Source organism: Clostridium sp. UBA4548 (assembly GCF_002387895.1).
In the GTDB taxonomy this organism is placed as follows: Bacteria; Bacillota; Clostridia; order Clostridiales; family Clostridiaceae; genus Clostridium_J.
Genome location: NZ_DGLI01000021.1, coordinates 152,228 through 170,946, shown reverse-complemented (window position 1 = coordinate 170,946; position 18,719 = coordinate 152,228). Strand labels below are relative to the sequence as shown.

The following is an 18,719-nucleotide window of genomic DNA, read 5'->3' as shown; positions in this document are numbered from 1 at the left end:
CTTTAACCTCCATTGATTTTATCTTTATTTGCATAAAAGAAACATATTTAAACTTTTTAATCTTTTCTTCAATAAAATATAAGTAATAACCCATCCAATAATTCCTCCAATTAATAAAGGAAGAGTATAGAAGGGCTTTCCAATGACAGAAAAAATCAATGATAGTACTGCTGTTAAACTTAAAAATATAACAGGCCCTATGGCTGCAAAGGTATGGTCTTCAAAGTAGTAAAGGAAAATAACTGTAAAATACATGCAAAAGGTACAATACAATCCCATACTTAGAATCATAAACATATTAAGAGATTGAGCACTTATACCTAAATAAGGGAAAAATACATTGGCAAGGCATATAAGTACAACTACTATAATTAATTGAACTTCATAAACATAAAACAATTGAAGCCTTATGATATTAATCATATTCTCTCTTTCTTTTTCAATAACTGAATAAGCACCATTGTTTAGCGCTGAAAGATAAGCCACATACTTATCAAAAAACTCTGTTTCAACTTTTACTACAAATATAACTAAAGCAGGCATATTCACAACAATTGCCATGAACATAGCCATATCATACTCAGGAGCTGTTCTAAAAATACTCACCTGAGTGCTCATATCAGAGAAAACCCAGTAGATTATAGTTGAAATATAAAATCCTAGCATATATGAAAATCCACTTAGCACTAACTTAGGGAACCTTTTGAAATATAATAGAAAAGAAAAATAGTTATTACTTGGTTTACCAAAAGCTTTTATACAGAAATATACAAGCAGTATATTGGCAAGAAAGAATCCAACTGATAATGCTATATAGGCAGCAAACACAATTTCTACATTAAATGCTTTATATAATAATAAAAATGTTGGAATTGTTACAACTAAACTTATTAAATAACTTATTGTTACTTCCTTGTATTCTTTTAAAGCTGATACATAAGTAATTAAATTATAGGTGTTTGTGGCAAGTACTCCTAGCCAGTAATATACAATTAAAAACCTAATTGGGATTTTATCATTGAAATACATTCCTAAACAAAGTGCAAAAATAATTATCCCTGATACAATACTTCCCATGGCAAGAACACCAAACATAGATGCACAAATATCAGCTTCTTTTTTTACAAAAATACAATCAGAAATATATCTAGATAATATAGTGTTAAATAAAGAAGATACTAATATAGCAACTAAAAAAATATAGGTAAAAGAGGAAATAAAGAACATACTCCTTAGCTCTTCAATTTCAAAATGATCCATGAGAAACTTTAATGTTAATAAAAGTATGGCAAATAATACTGAAGGTCCAATGGTTGTCATAGTTGCGTAGATACTTCCCCATACATTAGCTGCTAGTGTTTTTCTTTCATATATTTTTCTAAGTTCAAATCCTATTCCTGCCACTTATGTCCACCTCCTAATTTTTCATACATTTTACTATATTCTTTAAGAAATGCATCCTTTCTATAGTAAGTTTCTACTCTTTTTTGTCCAACAAGGCCCATTCTTTTTCTTTCCTTTGGATGTCTTATGCAGTATATAATTGCTTCTGCTATAGCTTCACTATTCATTACAGAGGTAATTATTCCAGCTCTCCCAAGTTTATCTCCTTCTTCACCTTCTAAAAGCCCTTTGCAATCTCCAACATTAGTAGCCACAACTGGTATCCCAGCAGCCATGGCTTCCAAAATAGCTAGTGGCTGCCCCTCACTTATACTAGATAAAAGTAGAAGATTAATCTCTGGAAGATACTCTTTAACATTCACCTGACCTAAAAACTCAATATCATTAATGTTTAAGTCTTCAATCATCTTTCTGCATTCCTCATAATACTCTGGATTCTCTTCGCGGTTTCCCATAAGATATAGTTTAGCTTCTGGCACTCTTTCCTTCACAATATCAAAAGCTAGAATCATTGTTTTTACATCTTTAATAGGTACTACTCGAAGTACAGCTGCTATATTAAATTTATTTGATTCTAGCCTATTATAGGATTTTAAGTTCAAGAAATCTTCAGGATTTATTCCATTAGGAATGATACAAATTTTTTCCTTTGGGCATCCCAGCTCTATCTGTAACATTTTATTTACTTCAAATAAACTAGTTACATTAGTGGCTTGATTATATGCAATGTAAGAAAGTTTTTTAAAAAACTCAATCCATAGCTCTTTAAAATCTCCCTCCACCCAATTAGAACGAATGATATCTTCTTCCCTCTCACGGGTATAAATTCCATGTTCTGATATAAGTAGTGGGTTCTTTGTTACATAAGAGGCACAACTTCCAAGTATTCCTGCATATCCTGTAGATACGCAATGATAAATATCTGCCTTAGGTATATCCTCCGATAAGATATGCATAAGCGGAAAATACATACCACGAATATTCCAAAGAAAATGTTGAAATATTTTTTTAGATTGCTGCCTTTTATATTCCTGAAGGCAGATTTCATAGAAAGCTTCACTCATAAGCACATCTGTTAGATACTTCCTATGCCTTTTCATAAATTTTAAAGTTTTTTCCCAATGAATCTCATTGGCTACTCCAACAACAAGATTCTTTAAAGTTTCCTTTTCATCTATTGATAAAGAAACCTTTTTATATTTATGAGAAAACTGCTCCTCACCAAGATAAATTGTAGAAATCTCTTTCACATTGTCTGGAACTTTATATTTGTACTCTGACATTTCTTTTTTATTAGTTGCTATAGCCCAAATAACAAATTCTATATCTGAAAAATGATTACAAAGCATCTGTATCCAGCTAGAAACTCCCCCAGGTACATATGGATAACAGCCTTCACATATAATGCATATACGCATAGCATTACCTCTCTTTCAACTCTATAACTGCATGCTCATTTGCCAACTTTAAAAGATAATATCCATTGTCAATCTTTTCAAAAGAAAGCCCCTCAGCACTTTCAATTTCACCATTTGTCTTATAGAAGAAAGTCTGTCCATTTATAAATTTGCTACAGTCTATTTCAATGCGATTTCCTTCTTTTCTCCACCCAAACTCCATATTTACATAACTCTTAACTTTACTCCTCATCTGTGAAAGAGTTTTTCCCTCTAAATAAGAAGCTGGCTTTAATACCTTTTCTTCAAATAATCCAATTTGTTTTTTATATTTATCCCAAGATGGGATATTTTCATCTTCAGCTATTAATGTATTAATATCAAACACATGAGATATCATTCCATAAGAAGCTATAACTGACGTAATCTCAAGAAGATTGCCTTCCTCTAGTGTATTTCCAAAGGTGGCTGCTGGAAATACACTGTAGGAAGAGCCACTATTAAATCTTTTATTACTCTCACTAGAACCTAAATGTCCTCTTATATTTTTTATTTTTACATTAGGTATATTTATGATATTCCGGCTTAATTTATCAGACATCATTACTAGTCCATTAACATCATATCTTGGAAAAACTTCATTAAAGCTTTCTAAAAAGTCTTTATTTAAGTAGATTTTATTTTCATCCTCACAGTTAGACCCATAAACAAGCTCTCCCTGGTGCTGAAGTGCTGATTTACCTATTGTGCTAAACAAACTATCATTAATAGCTGGAAAACTTTTATCCTTGGAAGATTCAATTAATACTGAAGAAGTATAAGGAATATTTTGTCTTAAGGAAATTCCAAGAAAAACTGGCCATACAGTATCCCTAACAAAAGCTTCAGTATTTCTACCATATAACTTCATGGATATTTTATCGTTAATATAAGTTACCATTGGAAAGTTATCCAAAAACACACCTGTACTTCCAACTATAGGATATATGAAATCATCCATTATAGCTCCAATAGCTCCTGTTAATATTCCAGAGCAATTTATATCTGCCATAAAGGTTCCATTAATTAGAAAAGATTTTCCTTTTTCATATCCATAACTATATAAAATTGGAACTTTCTTATTGGCATCCTCTACATAAACCTCTGCATCATTTTTTATTGATATCCATATTGAAGCATTATATCCATCATAATTCATCTCTTCATATTGAATTGGGAATAATTCTTTTGCAAAGCTCAGTTTGTTATAGTTTTCTTTAATAGTTTTTTCCTTAATACCTAAAAAAGGATATAAGTATGATTCTTCATTTCCTTCAGCTAGTCCACCAGCAAAAATTACTTTTCCACCACCAATGATAAATTGTCCCAAGGTCTTTAAGTCTATATAGTTACTAACTATGTCATCACAAAATATAAGAACAGTATTTTTATTTAAGTCTTTAGTTTCTATTTTATTTTTTTCTTCATAGAAAAGTTTCAAATCTGACATTATTAAACATGTATTTCTATATATCTCTTTATAAATTTCTTTGTTATTACTTCCTGTAATAAGAAATTTAGGCTCATTTTCTTTAGTTATGCTTATTTCTTTACTTAAGGGTTCTTCTTCTACAGCTTTATTATAAATTTCATTTTTTTTTGTTTTTTCTTCATTGATGTTATAAATCATGAATATACTGCTTACAGTTATAACAAGAAGAATTACATATAACAGCCTCTTAACTGATAACATCTTCTTCACCCTTTGAAATCCAGTATCTTAACTTTTCAAGTCCATCTACTGAAAGTCTAACTGCTTTATCTTCTTCTAGCTGACGAATACATCTATAAAATTTTTCTTTATCCTTACATTGAAAATACATTTTAAGTATCATCATATAACTTTCTTCACACTTAGCTGCTTCACGATTATCAACCCAAAACTTCTCAGCTTTTTCATAAGATTTATCTTCTATTAAATAAGTAAGATAAGTTTTATATTCTTTAGTTTTTATAATTCCTTCTTTACTTTCCATTTGACCTTCTAAAATTTCACAGTACTTTTTCTTATATAACTTTTTCTCTTTAAGTGAAAGTACATGGCTTTCAATAAGCTCTTCAAGTATTTCCATAATCTCATGAAAAACCTCTATAGAATTGCACTCCTCTTCATATCTTTCAAGCACTTCATTCCACCTTTGTTGATGCATACGATACACTTCCATTTTTGCAGCTGCTATATAGTGAGCTGACTCAGAATCCTCATCATTTTCCGCTGCAAGTAAAGCTCTATAATTGTTAAATATATCCTTCTTAAGCTGACTTAATAAAAGGGTTCTTTTTTCTGTATTAGTGCTTACTACCATAGCATCTTCTACAGGTACTACATTTAATTCTCCCTGTAAGTAGGGTCTTTCTTGTGATCTTTCAAAATCAAATCTTTTTACAAGGGATTCTCTATCATATTTATATTCATAAATAATTTTTTCTAAGATTCTTGGAACATAATAAATTAAATATCCTAACCCTGGAAGACAAATAAAAAATAAAGCCATCCATGCAACTTGTTTCTTCTTTAGTTTCAATATAAACCAAAGCACAGAAAGCATTAGATTTAAAAGGAGTAATGTCAATATTAACTTATCCATATTAATCACCTATACCTTCATAACTTCTAACTAGCTCTCCCTTAACACCCTTTTCTTCTAGCCTTTTTAAAACAATTTTATAGTCTTCTTCTGAAGTATTATTAAGCAATATATATACTGCACCCTCATGATCTGTTCCAAAATAATCTGTCATTCTAACACAAGCTGATGCCCTTTCATATATGTCCTCTAAGGTTCTTGAATTGCCTAACTTAATTATGCAGTATTCAGCCAGTTGCTTATCCTCCTTCTCCTGTGCCAGTAGAACAATTCCTTTGAATTCCTTACTATTTAATATGTCTGTATTTTTAATATATCTTTGTCCACGTGTATAATTTTCATATTCAATTGCACGTACAACAGATTCAGTAATTAATAAAGCTAAAGTTCTAAGAAGATTAATGTGGTACAAAGTTTGGCTTTCAAACTCTAAAGCTTTAATTAAAATAACTGCTATAGATTTTCCTTCATGAGAAATTGGCACTACTACTGCTGGTTCTTTATTCCATACATTTCCTTGATATAATTCTCCTCTTTGTATAGCAGTCTTAATTTTAGGATAATTATCTAAGTTCCATGACTTACCACTTATTTTTGACTCTTCATTTAAAGCATTTACAAGTCTTAAATAAGAGCTATTTTTGTTTACCTTATAAACTGCCACACTTCTAGTATTAATCATCTCTGATATAACGTTAAGAATTTCCATAAATATACGCTCTGGCTGGAGAACCATTAGCCTATTTACAACTGAATACAATTTAGGTAATCCTGATTTTGAATCTAAGATTCTCTTTTCATATTCCATCTTTATAGCTACATTTTCTTTATTAATATCTTTTAATTCTTCATATTCAGATTTCACCATTTTTAAGTTTCTTTGACTTTCCCCAAGATTTTCTTTTAGCATATCTGAAGTATAACTAGTGCAAATACCAAAAAACACAAATTCAACAATCATAAGAACTGATTCTGCATAAGAGTAAAAGTTAGTCATTTCAAATATACTAATATTTTGCATAAATAAATAACCACAACTAGCTAAAATAACAGCTATAGCACTTTGACGTATACCCATGAATAAGGATATAAGTACCACATATATCAAAAGCCAATGAACTTTTGAAAATAAGGTATGAGAATCACATATATAATACAGTAGGAAAAATATAATAAATACTATACCATTCTCTATGGTTCTTCTAATTGCTGGAGGCATTTTTTTCTTTTCTTTCTTAGGAGCTTTAATCCTATCTTCCGAATAAATAATTTTCTTCTCCTTAAGTAAACTTGTTAAATTTCTAAAGTCTGTCCATTCTAGTTCTTTATGGATTTTTTCATTACTGACATCTCTTGTCCTAGAATTACCTTCTGACTCTATATCTGCTTCAATGCTAAAGCTTTCAGCTAGTAACTGTAACAATTCTGCTTTAGAAACCTTAAAGTCTCCTGAAACATTATAAACTCCATGATTTCCTGATTCCATTACACGTTTTATAGCATCTACATAATCCGAAACATGTATCGGCTGGAAAATTTCATCTTTTTCAATGTTAATCTTTGATTGCAATTTTAATTCTCTAATCAAACTACTTAAAAAATCCATGCTTTTATCACTGCATTTTTCACTATAAACCTCTGTCCCTCTAAGAACTATGCTCTGAAACTTATATTTCTCCTTATATAAAGAAACCATTGACTCTCCCTGTGCATACATAAGACCTTTACTAGTATCAGGTATAATTTTATTATCTTCAGCTATGACTCCACACTGGGCTCCATATACTTCGTAAGAAGAAAGATAGATAAACTTTTTAACATTATACTTTGCACATTGTTCTAAAACATTATTTAAGGTAATAAGATACTTTCCTTTGCTTCCACTGCTAGGGATATTCATATAGTCAATACCTGCAAATACAACAATGTCAGGTAGAACAGAAGAAAAAACTATTTCTGTCATATCTGCTTTTCCAGATAACTTATAGTACTTATATTTTATAGTCTTAGAAATTTTTCCTGAAAACTTGTTATCTGACAGTAAGTACACATCATAGCCTTCCTTCCCCATTCTCTCAATAAATGATTTCCCTAATTCATCGTCCCCTCCAACATACATGACCTTCATCCATAAGATCCCCCTTCCTAAAAATAAATTTTCCCATAATAAAAACCGGCTAATTTATTTATATTAGCCGGTTGTACCATTAACTTAACAACTTTCAGGTACCCAAATAAAAAAGTTGCATCATCGTTTCTAATTATATTTTTATATATTTTTCACCTGTTGTTTCTTAATATGAAAATGATAAATTTACTGGTTGTGCTAGTAAATGAACTAGAATTAATTACATATATAAAAGCCCTAGCATGTCATGTTACTCTATTATTGAAAAACGCCAATTCAACAATGATAATGGAAAACATAAATGCTAGAGCTTAATAATTACTATAATACAGCAATAAATAATCTTAAGGACTTTACTATTGTCACTTTTGTTACAATTGGTGATACTTATCAATTGTAACTCCAGCATGTATTAAAAGTTGAAAAATTTTATTAATACAACAGGTTAAACTGTAAATTTCTTTGTACTTAATTAAAATTTAGTATACTTTATATTAAATGTATATGCTGGTATTTATTTTATATTCCTTTAAGTAAGTTGTTTCTTTTTTGCCCGTAGGCATCATTTTTTTTGCCGTAAAAGTCTTAAATATGTTTCCATAAAAATTGACTACCTTCCCCCTGTATATCAGTAGCCTCTACTTCAATGGAACTCTTAACTTACTTAACTGCTCTAAGGAGTAATTTAATTTCTACAATTAGTGGTGATTTTAGAATGCAACCCCTTGGTGTTGCTTTAGCAAATTGTATCTGCTATCATATAATCTATAAAAACAGTAAAAATATATTGTAAAATGAGGGAAGAGAATGAGTGTAGATCAAACTTTGGATGAAAAAGAAATTAAACATCAGCGTCGTCCTCGCTATAAAGGAACTCATCCTAAGAATTTTAAGGAAAAATACAAGGAACTGAATCCAGAGAAATATGCTGATGATATTGAAAAAATTATTAAAAAGGGCAACACTCCTGCAGGTATGCATATTTCCATTTGTGTTAAGGAAATATTAGATTTTCTACAAATCACCCCTGGACAAATTGGACTAGATGCAACACTAGGTTATGGTGGTCATACCTTAGAAATGCTTAAGTGTTTGGATTCAAAAGGGCGCTTGTATTCACTTGATGTAGATCCTATTGAATTACCAAAGACTAAAGAGCGTTTAGAAAAACTAGGTTATGGTCCAGAAATTTTAGAGATTAAGCAAATGAACTTTGCCAAAATAGATGAGGTTATCTCAAAACCAGAGGCTTTTAATTTTGTATTGGCAGATTTAGGGGTTTCTTCTATGCAAATAGACAATCCTGAAAGAGGGTTTACCTTTAAGGCTGAAGGGCCTTTAGACTTAAGACTTAATCCCAAAATGGGTATCTCTGCAGCAGATCTTCTAAAAGAATTGAACCTATTTGAAATAGAAGATATGCTCATAGAAAATTCTGATGAGCCTCACGCTGCTGTAATTGCTCGTGCTATTCTTTCTAGTATAAAAAAAGGAATTGATATAACTACAACCACACAACTTAGAAATATCATCAAAGATAATCTAAAGTATGTTCCAAAAATCAAAGAAGATGATATTAAAAAGTCCTGCCAAAGGACCTTTCAAGCATTACGAATTAATGTAAATAAAGAATTTGAAGTTTTAGATGAGTTTTTAGAAAAACTTCCTAATGTCCTTGCTAAGGGTGGTCGTGTTGCTATACTTACATTCCATTCAGGAGAAGATCGCCGCGTGAAAAAATCCTTCCAGCACTTTTTCCGCGAAGGCATTTATTCTGAAATAGCTAAGGAACCTATTCGCCCATCAGCTGAAGAATGTAATGTTAACAGTCGTGCACGTTCTGCTAAATTACGTTGGGCAATAAAAGCATAAGAAAAGTTAAAGACCCACGACAAAATTGTCGTGGGTCTTGTTGGTGTAGGCGAAGCGTGGTGGGTGAAATCCACTGCTTCATAACTCCCTTCAAATCTCTTTTTTGTTGTATAAATAATTCAGATTAGTTATTGTTAATAATTGTTCTATTATTAATAATTTCTTTATATTTATTAGCAAGTTTATTCCATTGATCTTCATCCCAATTTATATCTATAGTATTCAAAAATGGATGATACTTACTAGGTGTATCAATAAAATACGAATTATTTTTATAATTAGGGAATAATTCTAGTACAGTTTTTTGCATAATATATATTACATCAACTGGTATTGGAGCAAATTTTGTAAACAATATAAATAACGTATTTATATAAAATAAATTTAAAAATTCTAGCTCTATTTCACTATGAAAAGTATCAAATACACCTTTTTCTTTATATGCATCTAATTTCATAACTTCAATTTTCAAGCGGTCTAAATGATGGGGTGCATTTACACTCTGGACTGTAGAACCTGGATTTATACAATAGTGATATAAATTTTCTTTTAATATATAAACGCTAGTTACATATAGCTTTATCATGGAATACCAATAATTATCTTCATATTTTAACTGTTCTGGAAAGAAAATTTGATTATCTGTAATTAATGATTTACGATAGAGTTTACTCACAACTCCACCACCCAAATCTAAATTTAAAAAATCTTTTCTTTCTTCATTTGTATTAATTTTCAAAAAAATATCCTCTCCATTAGCTGTTTCTATTGACTTTCCATTTCTATAATCTTGAACAAAGCAACAACCAGCAAAATCACAATTATATTCTTTAATTTTTGAATATAATTTTTCGTACATATCACACTCTATCCAATCATCAGAATCAACAAACCCAATATAATCAGCAGTTGCATATTGCATTCCAATATTTTTCGCAGTACCTTGCTTTCCATTTTTAAGTGAATTAATAACAAGAATATTATTAGGATATGCCTTTTCAATTTCTAATAACATAGATAATGTCGAATCTGTAGAAGCATCATTAACAAAAATTAATTCTAAATCTTCTATACCTATAGTTTGGTCTACTAATGATTTAGCACATCTCTCAATATATTTTTCTACATTATAACATGGTATTATAATACTTATCTTTGGTTTCATTGTATCCCCCCTAAATAATATTATACCCTACTTTACAATTAGATGAACTATATTATCCATTGATATAATTAGGGCTTTCATTAGTGAATGCAAGGCGTGACCTTTAATATCCACTAAACTAGATTTTAAACAACTAAGATATCTTTACTCTTTAAAGTATCAAGTCATTCTGATTATTTAAACCACTGTTTTGACCAGTGGTCTTCTTTGTATTTATAATTTGTTTTTCCTTTATCATCTACAAAAACAACAGTATTATCTTCTATGTTAGTATTATAAACTGTTGCATTTATACCAATAGAAACATTTTTACCTATTGAGCAATCCCCTACTATTGATGAATTAGGAAGTAAAGACACATTATGTCCTATTTTAGGATAAATACCTTTGTGTGCACCCACGGTACAACCTTGCGTAGCTATAAAATAATTTGAATATTTCCCCTTCCCTAGTACCGTTCCAACAGTATGCAAGAGTAAAAAAATCTCTGGTAATTCAGTATCATACATACAACTAAAACCATTTAGACTTTTATTCATATAAAATAACTTATTACACACATTAAGGTCACCCTTGCTTTTCCAAATTGTATTAGATAAAAACCATAGAAACATTGTGTATTGATCTGAATGCAAGTGATTGAAATACGAAACTGTATCTTTACAATAATTGCTGTTTTTTATATTTTTAAAACAATTTTCTAATCTTTCAATTGTTGTACTAAACTCTTTTTTATACTCTAATATACTACCTGAGTTACCATCTGGAAATAGATTATACATCTGCCTATTAACATAATTTATTAATTCATCAATTTCTAAGGATAAAACCATTTACTTACCTCTTTCTTGAAATATATGTGTTTATTAAATCCCTTATTAAATAGTCTGTTTCACATGGCATAAAATTAAATTCACTTTTTATTTTTCCAATTTCTATCTTAGGAAATTTAATTGTGGTAGCACTTTCTGAAATTTTCACATTACACTTAGTTATTTCTTTTAATATACTTATGATAGCTCCATTGCTTATGTTTTTACCTGATGCAACATTATAAATGCCACTGTTACCTTTATGCCCTAATCTTAATAACATATTTACTACATCCTCTATCCCTATGTAATCCTTTTCTGAATCTAATGTTGTATTCAGTATTATCTCCTTTTTCTCAATTGCATCTTTAATTATTGAATAAATAAAATTATTAGATGTAAAATCGTCACCACAAACATTGGAAATTCGTGCTACCTTAACATTATCTTTGCCTGAATTCAGGCATAATGATTCTCCTAGTAACTTAGAAACATTAAATATATCATCTAAATTATGTGGATTTACACTTAAAGCAACATCTTCACTCCCACGAGTTGAATTAAAATATACCCTAGTTGAGGAAATATACACAAAAGATTCAAAACTACTATATCTTAAAACTTTAGATAGATAATTTACATGAGCATCTACTGTATCATAAGGTCGTTCCCTAAAATCAGAAGTTACACCTGCACAATAAATCACCTTGCCTAAGTTTTTTTCATATATGCTCTCGTCATTCTTTTCAGGAATGAAGAACTCAATTTTATTTTCATTTAACTTTTTTACAATATTACCACCAATGAATCCTCTTCCTCCGAATATTGTGTACATGTTATTCCCTCTCTCCTATTTTTCTTGCCGGACTGCCAACACAAATTGAATATTCAGGCACTTCTCCATTTACTAAAGAATTCGCTCCAATCACCGCACCTTTCTTTATTATACTTCCATCTAGAACAACACAGTTTGCTCCTATCCAAACATCGTCTTCAATAATAATTCCACCCTTGCTTTCTTTAAACCTTTGCATCTTTATCGTTTTGTTTTTTACTTTATACTCATGATTTGTAGGTGCTAATGTGCAATTGGGTCCAATTAATACGTCCTCACCTATCTCCACTCCATTTCCCGTGTAAATTACAGTACAAGAGTTTATATAGGAATTCTTACCAATATGCACATCTCCAACACCACCAACAGGTTTTATTTTTACAAAAGAATCAATATGGACTCCTTCATTAATTATAATGTTAGTGCCTTTCACTGAATCTTCTATATCAGCCATCTTTGCTATTACTGCATCTTTTGAAATAATTATCATAAATCTACATCTCACTTTACTTTAAAAGATTGAAAGCTATTATCCTTATCAGATATACTTATGATAGGTAACGGCCATTCTATACCAAAGGTAGTATCATTCCACTTAATCCCTGCAGCATGTTCAGCATGATAAGATTCTGACATCTGATAAAAAACCTCTGAATTTTCTTCTATTGTTTGAAATCCATGAGCAAACCCTTCTGGAATATAAAGAGCTTTTCTATTTTCGGCAGTAATTTCAACTCCAATCCACTTCATAAAAGTTTCAGAATGCTCCCTTAAATCTATAATCACATCATAAATTGCCCCTCTTATACATCTAACAAGTTTTGCTTCCTCATAAGGCGCAGTTTGAAAATGCATACCTCTAATTGTTCCTTTATGTTTATTATAAGAGATATTACACTGCTTTAAATTAGGATTTAACCCAATGCTTTCGAATTCTTCTTTGCACCATGAACGTGCAAAGAATCCTCTTTCGTCTTCTATTGGTTCTATTTCAATTATATATGCACCCTTTAATTTTGTTTCCTTAAATATCATTTAATTAACCTCTATATTAGGGATCAATGTAACAAATTTTCCATTCCATTTTTTGATTATTCCCATCTGCTCCACTATCTCTTCCTTTATATTCCATGGTAGTATAACTACATAATCAGGTTTTGTTTCCATAATCTTACTTGGAGAATATATCGGTATATGACTACCTGGCAAGCGCAACCCTTGCTTATGAGGACTTTTGTCTACAGTATAGTCTAAGAAATCAACTCCTATACCGCAATAATTTAGAAGCGTATTTCCCTTTGCAGGTGCTCCGTATCCAACAATTTGCTTTCCCTCACTTTTACACTTAATAAGAAAACTTAATATATTTCTCTTAATATTTTCTACACGCTTAGAAAATGCTTTATATGTGTTTAGGTCATCCAATCCAAATTCTATTTCCTCATTTAAAATCGTAGCTACATTATTATTAAGTTCTTTAGCTGAATCTTCAAAATGCTTTGCATAAATTCTTAAAGAACCACCGTGAGTAGGCACTTCTTCAACATCAAATATAACAAGTCCATGCTTTTCTAAAACCCTTGTAACTGTAATAAGAGATAGATATGAATAGTGTTCGTGGTATATAGTATCAAATTGATTTTCCTTTATTAATCTTAGTAGATGCGGAAATTCAATAGTTATAACACCTGTACTCTTTAATATTTTTTTCATTCCTGCAACAAAATCATTGATATTCGGAACATGTGCAAGGACATTATTGGCTATAAGCAAATCTGCCTCCACTTTATTGCTTTTAAGATCCTCTGCTAACCGTAAACCAAAAAAATCTTTAATTGTATTTATTCCCTTTGCTTCTGACTCTAAAGCTACATTTTTAGCAGGTTCTATCCCCAGTACAGGTATGTTTTTCCCTTTGAAAAATTGGAGCAAATACCCATCATTACTAGCTATTTCTACTACCGTTGAATTTGTATTGAGCTTGAGCCTCTTTGCCATCATATCAACATATTCTTCCACATGTTTTAACCAACTATTTGAATACGAACTAAAGTAGGCATAATCACTAAATATATTTTCTGGAGATTCAAACTCCTCAAGTTGGACTAAAAAGCATTTGGAACAAACGTAAGCGTGAAGAGGATAATAATTTTCTTTTCTCTTAAGATTTTCATACTTTATATATGAATTTGAAAGTGGTGACATTCCTAAGTTTACAAATGTATCTTTCAGTTCTGTTCCACAAAATCTACAAGCTTTATACTCCATTTTCATTGCTCCTTAACTTCTCATAATTTTCTATCTGTGATAGTGAAAATCTGTACATATCAACCTCATCCTCAAAAGCTTTATACCATTTCATTGTCCAATCCAAGGTTTCCTTTATAGTTAGTTTAGGAGACCATCCAAGCTTATATCTAGCTTTAGAACAATCAAGTTTTAAAAATTGTGCTTCATGAAGTTTTTTTTGAGTATCTATATTAAGAATAATTCCTTCATCCATACCCCATAAAGTCATTAATTGATTAGCTACTTCAGCTACTGTTACAGTGCTCTCATTTTCAGGTCCAAAATTCCATCCTTCTGCATACTTATGTCCATGTTCCCACATTTTTTCTGCTATTAACATATAAGCACCAAGAGGTTCTAAAACATGCTGCCACGGTCTTATCGAATATGGATTCCTTATAACAGGATTTTGATTATTAACTAAGCATCTTACTATATCAGGAATTAGTCTATCCTCTGCCCAATCGCCACCACCGATAACATTTCCAGCTCTTGCTGAAGCTAGGTATATATTTTGTTCAGTAAAATATGACTTTCTAAAAGAATTAGTAATTAGTTCTGCACACCCTTTACTGCAACTATATGGGTCATGCCCCCCCATTGATTCATTTTCTCTGTAACCCCAATTCCACTCTTTATTTTCGTAGCACTTATCACTGGTTACATTAACTACTACTTTTACAGATTTTGAATTTCGAACTGCATTAAATACATTTACGGTGCCCATTACATTAGTATTGAAGGTTTCAAATGGTTCGTCATAAGATTTTCTTACAAGTGGTTGGGCAGCTAAATGGAACACTACTTCTGGTTCATACTTTTCGAAGTTATTCATTAATTTATCCATGTCCAGTATATTCCCATATATATAAGTAATCTTTTGCTTTAATTTAATAGTTTCGAACATATTTGGATTAGAAGGAGGCTGCAAAGAATACCCAATTACGTCAGCACCCAACTTATTAAGCCATAGACTTAACCAACATCCCTTAAAACCTGTGCTACCGGTAATAAGAACTCTTTTTCCTTTCCAAAATGATTCCTTCATATTACCACACCTTCCATGGGGATTCTCCACTATCCCATAGCTCCTCAAGTTTAATTTTATCTCTTAACGTATCCATAGCAAGCCAAAATCCGTTATGTCTATAGGCAGCTAACTTACCATTTCTAGCAATATACTCAAGTGGTCCCAACTCCCATGAAGTTTTATCTCCTTCTATTAAATTAAAAACCTCTGGTTCTAGCACAAAAAAACCACCATTAATCCAACTATCTTCCCCTTGTGGTTTCTCCTTAAAATTAATTACCTTATCACTTTTTAGGCCTAGAGTTCCATATTTTCCAGGTGGATTTATCGCTGTTAAAGTTGCAATTACTCCTTTTTTTTTCTGCTCATAATGATACTCTGTAAGCTTTTTTATATTAACATCACTTAATCCATCTCCATAAGTGAAACAAAATGTCTCGTCACCTACATATTTTTGAACTTTTTTAAGTCTTCCACCTGTTAATGTTCCTTCACCTGTATCTACCAAAGTTACTTTCCAAGGTTCACTGTTATTATCATGAATTTTCATTGAATTATTGGCAATATCAAAGGTAACATCAGATTGATGTAGAAAGTAATTAGCGAAGTATTCCTTTATCATATATCCTTTGTACCCTAGGCAAATTACAAATTCATTTATGCCATAATATGAATAAATCTTCATTATGTGCCATATGATAGGACGTCCACCTATTTCAACCATTGGCTTAGGTTTTACTATTGTTTCTTCACTTAAGCGCGTACCATAACCCCCTGCTAATATTACCAATTTCATATGAACCATCTACCTTTCTATTTATCTTAATATACAGCATTACACTTCACAACTTATTATAAACTTATACGTTGTAATATTTTCTTGAAAATTCTTTTGAGTTTCAGGTAAAACACCACTCACTAAACTCTTTACTAGTTCTTTATTATATCTAATTACAAATCTATCGATTGATATGTTGCTAAATTTACTATTCGATAAAATATCAACTATTTTGTGTAGATTTAAGTAAGACGATTTACATCCATCACTATATAAACTTTTCTCATAATCATCAACACAAAATAAATTTTGGTAATAGGATTCGTTATACATAGCGAATATAAATTGTCCACCTTCATTTAGACAACTTTTTAAAATACTGATTGTATTATTAATATCCTTAACATTTTCAATCCCATTTTCGTAGATTATAATATCAAAATTCTTATTTGATACGCTCTCTTCCAACTTATCATTACCTATACAATATACTTCTTCAGAAACTGTTTTTAAGTCTTCCATATATTTATTAGCTTCTGTTAAACTTGTTATTTTAACTGAGCTTAAGCCTAAGTTTTTAAATTTATTTTTTACTTGTAAGGGTGTTCCGCCACAAAAAGTATTAATTCCTAATATATTTATATTTTTTCTACGTTTATAATTTACTGTATTAACAATACTAGAATTAAAAGTTGACTCTATAGGTGGATCAATGTGGTGTTTATTAATAAAAATTTCTCTACTTACTGCTATTGAATTATTTTCTACATGATCCTTTTCAGTAGTTATTGAACCAGCATGATGTGTAAATGTATCTCCTGCATAAATTAACTTATACCCTAATCTTCTAATTCTAAAACTAATATCATCATCAGCAAACTCACCATAATAAAATCTTGGATCATATCCACCAATATCTTTTAAAAGGTTACTTCTACATAATAAAACACAAGGCAATAGTTTAATTCTTTCTTCCCATTTACTTGAATCAGACATATTATAGTTTTTTGCAAACATTTGCATTTCATCTATTGAGCTATAGCTGCAATCTATACGTTGATTATTACTTATCAAATTTGCACCAGGAGAAACAAAACCTATTGATTCATCAGATTCAATACATTTTAGTAAATTATCTAACCAATTTTCCGTAAATATAAAATCGTTACAAACACATGCAGTATACTTTCCTTCAGCAGATTCTATCCCTGCATTAAATCCATCCACGGGTCTAACATTATTCACTATATTAATGTTTTTTACATTTGACAAACTACTAAAATACGCTTTTGTACCATCAGACGAACCATTATTAACTGTAATAAGTTCTATCTTAGTATTCGAAGTATACTTATAAATACTTTCTATACATAATTTTGTATACTCTAATTGATTGTAGGCAAGCACTACTATACTTACTAGAGGTCTATCAGATTCATTTAAGGTTACAAGTTTCATTTTTAAGTTATTAACTTTGTTTAAAATATCAGTTTTATGATCGTTATCTTCTGTAATTGCCCAACATCTTTTATAATAGCTTAAAGCCAGTGGCAAGCACTTTAAATCAGTATTTTCATATAAATATGCTAAATTATACATTAAATCAAAGTTATTACTTTGTTGCTTTAATCCATCTCTCAATATTTGCTCTGCTTCATTAAATTTACCTTCATTAATATAAATTACTGCCATAATTGAACTGATTTCCAAATCATCTATCACTTTAAGTTTGTACTGACCTATCAATTCTTTAGCCTCTGCTAATCTATTACTGTTTATAAGATTTATTATATTATCTTTTATTTCTCTTTTAATTATCTCAACTTCATTGTTCATGTTTAATTACCTTCCCACAAAAGTTATTTGAAAATTAAATATTACACTGACCAAAACTAAAATAAGTTTCGATTTTCTTCAGCTCTTTATTTATCGAGTTATTAGCTTAAATCTTTAGGTAATATCCTCTAAATACTTCTCTTTATTGATGATCTTTGTGTAAATTTATTATCTCAAAACCGTATTCCCTATATAATATACTAAACATAACATAAAATACAAATGATCTTCTTGATTAACTTCCAAAACATCTCAAATAAAATGATTTTATAACATTTCATTAAATCCATATATTAGGTAGAGCTATCCATACCTATCAAAAACCACAACCGCATGTAAACAGCTATTTAAACCACTTACAGGCGGTTGTTATATATGTAGCATGACCTTTAAATCATTCAATACTTATCCTAAAAAGTCTAGTTCATTTATGTACAACTCACCTTTAATAATTTAAAATTCCTTACAAAATATAATACAATTTTATGGATTTATTCTAAACTCTATAATAATTATGAATAAATACTAATTTGACTTTAAATCACT

Annotated in this window: 15 protein-coding genes, 1 pseudogene and 1 riboswitch; of the genes and pseudogenes, 2 read left to right on the top strand and 14 right to left on the bottom strand. The window is 30.3% G+C overall.

The window, feature by feature from the left end; genetic code table 11:
- Positions 1-24: 24 nt before the first annotated feature.
- Genes pelG through B3040_RS07230 form a run of 5 tightly spaced genes read right to left on the bottom strand, consistent with a single transcriptional unit; the run spans position 25 to position 7,556 of the window.
- Positions 25-1,404, bottom strand: a complete 1,380-nt coding sequence (pelG, locus tag B3040_RS07250) for an exopolysaccharide Pel transporter PelG (RefSeq protein ID WP_291571693.1) — start codon at positions 1,402-1,404, stop codon at positions 25-27.
- The gene (gene pelF, locus B3040_RS07245; RefSeq protein ID WP_291571691.1) at positions 1,392-2,822 is read right to left on the bottom strand and encodes a GT4 family glycosyltransferase PelF; all 1,431 of its coding nucleotides are present in this window, start codon (positions 2,820-2,822) and stop codon (positions 1,392-1,394) included. Before pelF ends, pelG begins: the two co-directional genes overlap by 13 nt.
- Positions 2,823-2,826: 4 nt before the next feature.
- Positions 2,827-4,533 carry a DUF2194 domain-containing protein gene (locus tag B3040_RS07240; protein ID WP_291571689.1) on the bottom strand — a complete coding sequence of 569 codons (1,707 nt, stop codon included), beginning with the start codon at positions 4,531-4,533 and terminating at the stop codon, positions 2,827-2,829.
- Positions 4,520-5,428, bottom strand: a complete 909-nt coding sequence (locus B3040_RS07235; protein WP_291571687.1) for a hypothetical protein — start codon at positions 5,426-5,428, stop codon at positions 4,520-4,522. Before B3040_RS07235 ends, B3040_RS07240 begins: the two co-directional genes overlap by 14 nt.
- 1 nt (position 5,429) lies before the next feature.
- Complete coding sequence (locus B3040_RS07230; RefSeq protein ID WP_291571685.1) at positions 5,430-7,556, bottom strand: NAD-dependent epimerase/dehydratase family protein; 2,127 nt, start codon at positions 7,554-7,556, stop codon at positions 5,430-5,432.
- Between the two features lie 56 nt (positions 7,557-7,612).
- Positions 7,613-7,696, bottom strand: a riboswitch (cyclic di-GMP riboswitch).
- Positions 7,697-7,857: 161 nt separating this feature from the next.
- Between B3040_RS07230 and B3040_RS19565 the strand changes: the two are divergent.
- Together B3040_RS19565 and rsmH are read left to right on the top strand one after the other, a co-directional pair.
- Positions 7,858-7,976 (top strand): annotated as a pseudogene (locus B3040_RS19565) (IS982 family transposase); the annotation flags it as partial.
- 387 nt (positions 7,977-8,363) lie between these two features.
- Positions 8,364-9,428 carry a 16S rRNA (cytosine(1402)-N(4))-methyltransferase RsmH gene (rsmH, locus tag B3040_RS07225; RefSeq protein ID WP_349679165.1) on the top strand — a complete coding sequence of 355 codons (1,065 nt, stop codon included), beginning with the start codon at positions 8,364-8,366 and terminating at the stop codon, positions 9,426-9,428.
- A gap of 124 nt (positions 9,429-9,552) precedes the next feature.
- Here rsmH and B3040_RS07220 read toward each other — a convergent pair whose 3' ends face one another.
- From B3040_RS07220 to B3040_RS07180, 9 genes are all read right to left on the bottom strand, one after another.
- Positions 9,553-10,593, bottom strand: a complete 1,041-nt coding sequence (locus B3040_RS07220; protein ID WP_291571683.1) for a glycosyltransferase family 2 protein — start codon at positions 10,591-10,593, stop codon at positions 9,553-9,555.
- 173 nt (positions 10,594-10,766) lie between these two features.
- The gene (locus B3040_RS07215) at positions 10,767-11,426 is read right to left on the bottom strand and encodes a transferase (protein ID WP_291571681.1); all 660 of its coding nucleotides are present in this window, start codon (positions 11,424-11,426) and stop codon (positions 10,767-10,769) included.
- Between the two features lie 4 nt (positions 11,427-11,430).
- The gene (locus tag B3040_RS07210; RefSeq protein WP_291571679.1) at positions 11,431-12,240 is read right to left on the bottom strand and encodes an NAD-dependent epimerase/dehydratase family protein; all 810 of its coding nucleotides are present in this window, start codon (positions 12,238-12,240) and stop codon (positions 11,431-11,433) included.
- 1 nt (position 12,241) lies between these two features.
- Positions 12,242-12,730 carry an acyltransferase gene (locus B3040_RS07205; RefSeq protein ID WP_291571677.1) on the bottom strand — a complete coding sequence of 163 codons (489 nt, stop codon included), beginning with the start codon at positions 12,728-12,730 and terminating at the stop codon, positions 12,242-12,244.
- A gap of 11 nt (positions 12,731-12,741) precedes the next feature.
- Positions 12,742-13,275, bottom strand: a complete 534-nt coding sequence (rfbC, locus tag B3040_RS07200; protein ID WP_291571673.1) for a dTDP-4-dehydrorhamnose 3,5-epimerase — start codon at positions 13,273-13,275, stop codon at positions 12,742-12,744.
- Positions 13,276-14,508 (bottom strand): class I SAM-dependent methyltransferase, encoded by a 1,233-nt coding sequence (locus tag B3040_RS07195; protein ID WP_291571671.1) that lies wholly within the window; start codon positions 14,506-14,508, stop codon positions 13,276-13,278. It lies immediately after the preceding gene.
- Positions 14,498-15,577 (bottom strand): CDP-glucose 4,6-dehydratase, encoded by a 1,080-nt coding sequence (rfbG, locus tag B3040_RS07190; RefSeq protein ID WP_291571669.1) that lies wholly within the window; start codon positions 15,575-15,577, stop codon positions 14,498-14,500. The genes B3040_RS07195 and rfbG overlap by 11 nt, the downstream gene beginning before the upstream one ends.
- Before the next feature lies 1 nt (position 15,578).
- Positions 15,579-16,355, bottom strand: coding sequence for a glucose-1-phosphate cytidylyltransferase (gene rfbF, locus B3040_RS07185; RefSeq protein WP_291571667.1), 777 nt, complete (start codon positions 16,353-16,355; stop codon positions 15,579-15,581).
- 39 nt (positions 16,356-16,394) lie between these two features.
- A complete protein-coding gene (locus B3040_RS07180; protein ID WP_291571665.1) occupies positions 16,395-18,173 on the bottom strand; it encodes a glycosyltransferase in 1,779 nt (592 codons plus the stop codon).
- Positions 18,174-18,719 lie beyond the last annotated feature (546 nt).